At 72.5% G+C, this 4,963-nt stretch carries 5 protein-coding genes; all 5 read right to left on the reverse strand.

All coding sequences use genetic code 11. The features are described from left to right. Positions 1–381 (reverse strand): cupin domain-containing protein (locus tag GKQ77_RS27485; RefSeq protein WP_219691628.1); only part of this gene is annotated, 381 nt, incomplete at its 3' end. Beyond that, a complete protein-coding gene (locus GKQ77_RS27490) occupies positions 378–1,445 on the reverse strand; it encodes an NAD(P)/FAD-dependent oxidoreductase (protein ID WP_219691629.1) in 1,068 nt (355 codons plus the stop codon). The genes GKQ77_RS27485 and GKQ77_RS27490, both read right to left, overlap by 4 nt. After that, positions 1,433–2,773 carry a lysine N(6)-hydroxylase/L-ornithine N(5)-oxygenase family protein gene (locus GKQ77_RS27495; protein WP_219691630.1) on the reverse strand — a complete coding sequence of 447 codons (1,341 nt, stop codon included), beginning with the start codon at positions 2,771–2,773 and terminating at the stop codon, positions 1,433–1,435. Before GKQ77_RS27495 ends, GKQ77_RS27490 begins: the two co-directional genes overlap by 13 nt. A gap of 41 nt (positions 2,774–2,814) precedes the next feature. Then, positions 2,815–3,996: a saccharopine dehydrogenase C-terminal domain-containing protein gene (locus GKQ77_RS27500; RefSeq protein ID WP_219691631.1), complete on the reverse strand. Its 1,182-nt coding sequence runs from the start codon at positions 3,994–3,996 to the stop codon at positions 2,815–2,817. Further along, on the reverse strand, positions 3,989–4,963 hold a 975-nt coding region (locus tag GKQ77_RS27505), incomplete at its 5' end, for a Rossmann-fold NAD(P)-binding domain-containing protein (protein WP_219691632.1). The genes GKQ77_RS27505 and GKQ77_RS27500, both read right to left, overlap by 8 nt.

Below are 4,963 nucleotides of genomic sequence, written 5' to 3' on the forward strand. Positions count from 1 at the left end.
GGAGAACACGAACTGGGGGCGGTCGGTGTGGTGCGGGCGCGTGCGCGAGAGCGCCGAGGCGCGGGCGCGGGCCGAGTCGCGCCAGTACTGGGTGAAGAAGACCAGGTCGCTGTCGCCGGTGTTGGTGATGGTGTGCGACTCGAACGGCTCGAAGAGGACCACGGTGCCGGGCCGTGCCGGGTGGGTGCGGCCGTCGACGGACAGCTCGCCCGTGCCGGCGACGATGACGAAGAACTCGGTCTCGTCGTGCTGGTGGCTGGTGGAGGCGACGCCGGGGGCGACGCGGCCCCAGCCGGCGCCGACGCCCAGGCCCTCGACCGAGGACATGTCGATGCCGAAGGCCTCGGACAGTTCGGATTCGCTGTACTGGTTGAGGATCATGACTGCCTCTGTCGTGGCTGGGAGACGGTTCGGGACGGGGTGAGATCCAGGGCGGCGACGGTCTCGGCGGCGATGGCGGGCGCGAGCCGGTAGCCGGAGCCGCCGGCGGCCCCCGCGAAGACCAGGCCGGGCCGCAGTTCGGCGACGACCGGTTCGCGGCGTGGGCTGTAGGCGTCGCAGAAGACCCGGCCGGAGTCGCACCGGTCGACCAGACCGGGCGCGAACCGGCCGAGTACGGCCCGGGCGTCGTCGAGGTCGGACCGCTCGAGGACGAGGCCGACGTCGTCGGGGGAGACGTCCCAGCGGTCGCAGGTGTAGCTGAACAGGTAGTGGCCGCGCTCGTGGAGCGGCAGGAGGAAGGCGTCCTCGTCGTGGAAGACCGTGAGCGGGGCGTCGGGCGCCGGGGACGCTTCGAGGTGCGCGGCGACGATCTTCTTGACGCGCAGGCCGAGCGGGGCGACCAGCTCGGCCCAGGCGGGGTGCGCGATCCACGGGCCGGGGGCCAGGACGACCCGGCGGGCGCGCAGCTGCCGCCCGTGGCCGAGGGTGAGGCGGTGACCGTCGCCGTCGGCGGCGATTTCCGTGACCTCGGTTCCCTCCAGGACCGTCACCTGGTCGCGCAGCGCGGCCAGGACGCGGCCCGCGACGCCCTGGACGTCGGCGTAGTGGCACCCGTGCAGGGTCCACGCCCGGGCGCCCGCCGGAGCCGCCAGGCCGCGGTCCGGGTCGGCCGGGGAGGTCTCGTCCCCGAGCCGCAGATAGGTGGCGCGGACATTGTCGGCGTCGCCGGTGGCGACGACCGTGGCGTCCACTTCACGGATGGGCAGGCCCAGTTCTCCGGCCAGCCGCTCCCACACGTGGTGGGAGTGCTCGGTCATAGACCTGACGCGCGCGGTGGCCCCGCGCGGGAAGTGGACACCGGCCGAGCGGCTCGAGGCGCCCTGGCCGATCAGACCGCGCTCCAGGACGGCGACGGTCGCCTCGGGGTGCGCCGCTACCGCCTCGTGGGCGATGAGCGCGCCGATGACTCCGCCGCCGACGACGGCGAGGTCTACCGTGTCCACTGAGTGCCCCGCCCGTTCTTCGCCGACCAGTCGATGAACGACATCGCGGGCTCGGGGGCGTTGAGGCCCCGCAGCCGGTTGGCGATGCGCTGGGCACGCCAGGCGTTCAGGCTCAGGTTCACGTCGGGCAGGCCGCGCTGACCGCGTACGGCGTTCTGCACGAAGATGTTGCGGTCCGGCGGGCCGTCCCAGCTGATCGCGTAGTCCTCGTCGACACGGACCTCGCCGTTCTCGGTCTCGACGCGGTCCATCAGGGGTTCGAGGAACGCCTTGGGCGCGGGGCGGAAGCCGGTCGCCCACACCACCGCGTCGACCGGCAGGCACTGGCTCTGGCCCGACTCGTCGTTGTGGCGCAGCGACACCTCGAAGGTCCCGGTGCCCGTGCGGTCGGCGGACATGACGGTCCTGTTGGGCAGGAGCCCGAAGCGGTGCTCGTCGCGCTCGATGAACTGCAGCCGGTACAGCTGCTGGTAGATCGCCCGCAGGGTCGACTCGGAGATCCCGTCCGAACTCAGCAGGTGGGCCGAGTTCAGCTCGGCGCGCTTGGACTCCGACAGCCGGTAGAAGTAGTCGGAGTACCCCGGCATGTAGAAGTCGTTGGTGAACGTCGAGTCGTCGATCGGGAAGTAGTTGCGGCGCCTGGAGACCCACGAGACCCAGGCGGGGCGCTCGGATTCGGGGCGCGAGATCAGGTCGAGGAACGCCTCGGCGCCGGACTGGCCGCCGCCGATCACGGCGACCCGCTTGCCCGCCAGTTCCTTGGCGTGGCTCAGGTACTGGCTGACGTGGAAGTGGCCCTTGCCCAGGTGCGGTTCGGCGAACTCGGGCACCCAGGGGACGGTCCCGACGCCCACGGCGATGTTGTCGGCGGTGATCTGGCGGCGGTTGGTGGTGACGCGGAAGACGCCGTCGAAGTCGACCCTCTCGACGGACTCGGAGAAGACCACGTTCTCGTTGGTCTCGGCCGCCCAGGCCAGGTAGTTGCGGAACTCGTTGCGCGGCACCTCGGCGAACTGGGCGTTGAGAAAGTGGTACATCCGCCCGTGCTCGTGCAGGTACGACATGAACGAGAACCGGTTGGTCGGGTCGGACAGGCTCACCAGGTCCTTGAAGATCGACACCTGGAGCGTCGCGCCGGTGATGAGCTGGTCGTCGTGCCAGGTGAAGCTCGGCTTGCGGTCGATGAAGAGGTTCGGCTGCTGCGGATCGCCGTGCAGCAGCGCGGCCAGACCCAGGTTGGCCGGTCCCGCGCCGATGCCGACCAGCCGCTGGTGGCCGTTCTGCTCGGCGGAGCCGGACGCCGTCCTTGGCTGCGGTACAGGTCCCACGTCAAGTCCTTCCGGTGGAGGTGCAGGCTGTTGAGCCCGGTTCACGACGCCTTGGCGGGGTCTGGTGCGGGCGGGCTTGTGGATTGGAAAGTGCAGGTGAGGCCGGTGTCGGCGAGCTGGTCGAGCCAGCGGCTCGCCTCGTCGGTCGCGGCGGCGGCCCGGTGCAGGCCGGGCGGCAGGGCGGCGGCGAGGACGCGCTGGATGCCGGCGGCGGCGGTGGTCGAGACGCACCGGGCCATCGCGGTGTCGGTGTCGTCGCCGGTCACGTCGAGCCGGTAGCGGCCGGACCAGTGCCGGCCGTCGCCCTCGACGTCCAGGCCGACGGTGAGCACGACGCGGTCGCGGTCGGCGGCGGTGGTCGGATGCCGCTCGGCCAGCTCGTCGGCGAGGGCGGCGAGGCGGTCGCGATCGCCGGCGGCGACGGTGTCGAAGACGCTCTTCCACGCCGCACGCCACCCCTGGGGGCGCAGCGTGCCGCGCACGAAGGTGTCGGTGCGCCAGCCCTCGGGGAAGCCGTACTGGTCGATGAAGCCGACGCTGTCGCGGTTGGGGTAGACCTCGAATACCTCGCTGTCGAGCGCCAGTTCCTCGGTGTCCTCCCAGGGCCGCTCGACCTCGCGCACCTGGCCGTCGCGTACGTAGCGGGCGGGGGAGGCGAGGGCGGTCAGCACGCCGAGCGGGGCCCAGCTGAACTGGTAGCGGAACTCGTTCGGCTCGGCGGGGATGCCTCCGCAGTACGAGGTCAGGGAGACGCGATCGGCGTGGTCGCCGACCGCCTCGCGCGCCCGGGCGACGAGCAGGTGCGTCATGAGGTGGTCGATGCCGGGGTCGAGTCCGGCCTCGGTGAGGACCACCAGGCCCCGCCCGGCCGCCTCGCGCGCCAGTTCCTCGATCTCGGGCGTGGTGTAGCTGGTGCAGGCGAAGTGGGCACCGGCGTCGATCGCGGTGCGCAGCAGGCCGCAGTGGTGGGCTGCCGGGAGCATCGAGACGAGTACGTCGCCGGGGCGCAGGGTGCCCGGCAGGTCGTCGCGGTCGAGACCGCGTACCTGTACCGGGGCCTGGGGGGCGAGGGCGTCGAGGCGGGCGGCGGCGCGTTCCCGCGTGCGGCCCCACAGGACGACCTCGGCTCCTTGGCCCAGCAGATCGAGTCCGGTACGGCCGGTCGACAGACCGGTGCCGACCCAGTGGACCGTCCCGGTGGGTTGGACGGGAAGCTCAGACATCACGCGGACCTCTCTGGCTCACTGCGGTGTGAAAGGCTCGGCGGCTGCGTTCCCAGCAGTCGCCGTCGGGCAACCGCGGCAGGTGCGCGGCCAGTTGGGTGGAGAAGTCGTCGCTGGCCTCGCGCGGCAGCAGGGAGGGGAGGTTGTCGATGGCGATGACCGCGAGCCCGTCGGCGACGGCGCGCACCGGCTCGTCCCAGCTGGTGAGGCGGTCGTAGACCGGCAGCAGATGGGCGGGGCCGCCGACGTCGCAGGTGACGTCGACGATGAGCGACAGGCGCCGGTCGGCGCGCAGGTGCTCGGGGGCGAGGAAGGGCTCGCCGGGCTCGGTGAGCTGGACCGCGTTGATGAGGATGTCGTGGTCGAGCAGGGCGTCCCGGTCGAGGTCGGCGGTCTCGGCGAGGTCCCACAGGGTCGCGTCGACGCCGGTACGTTCGAGAGCGGCGCGGGCGCCCTGGCCGCAGCGGCCGCGGGCGCCGATGATGAGCACGCGCGGCGGGCGCGCGAGCGGGCCGAGGGAGTCGTCGAGCACGGCCTTGGTGGTCGGCCGCAGCGGCCCCTGGAGGGCGCCGGTCCACTGCCGGATTGCCAGCGCGGCGCCGATGTAGCCGGCCCAGTGGCCGAACGCGGCGAGGCGGCGTCCTTCGGCGTCGGTGAGGTATTCCAGGTCGAGGATCTCGCCGCCGCCGGTCACGAAGCGGTCCAGGAGTTCCCGGGCGCCTTGCTGTCCCTTGTAGGCGTGGGCGAAGTACAGGTGGCGGCCGCCGAGCGGGGCGGTGTCCGCGGGGAGTGCCTTGAGCCCGAGGACGTAGGCGTCGGCGGGCGCGCCGGTCCAGGAGCCGGCCGGGGCGGGCCGGGCGCCGGCGTCGAGGTAGGCGTCGATCGGGTGGCAACGTACGGACGAGTGCTCGACGGTCACCTGTGCGCCCTGCTTGACGAGCGTGGCGGTGTCGGCGGGGGTCAGGGG

The sequence above is a fragment of the Streptomyces anatolicus genome, from assembly GCF_019400875.1.
Taxonomy (GTDB): domain Bacteria; phylum Actinomycetota; class Actinomycetes; order Streptomycetales; family Streptomycetaceae; genus Streptomyces; species Streptomyces anatolicus.

What these genes read in the sequence shown, in the direction of transcription:
- GKQ77_RS27500 (WP_219691631.1), bottom strand. Translation starts at nt 3,996, where the DNA reads ATGTCTGAGCTTCCCGTCCAACCCACCGGGACGGTCCACTGGGTCGGC.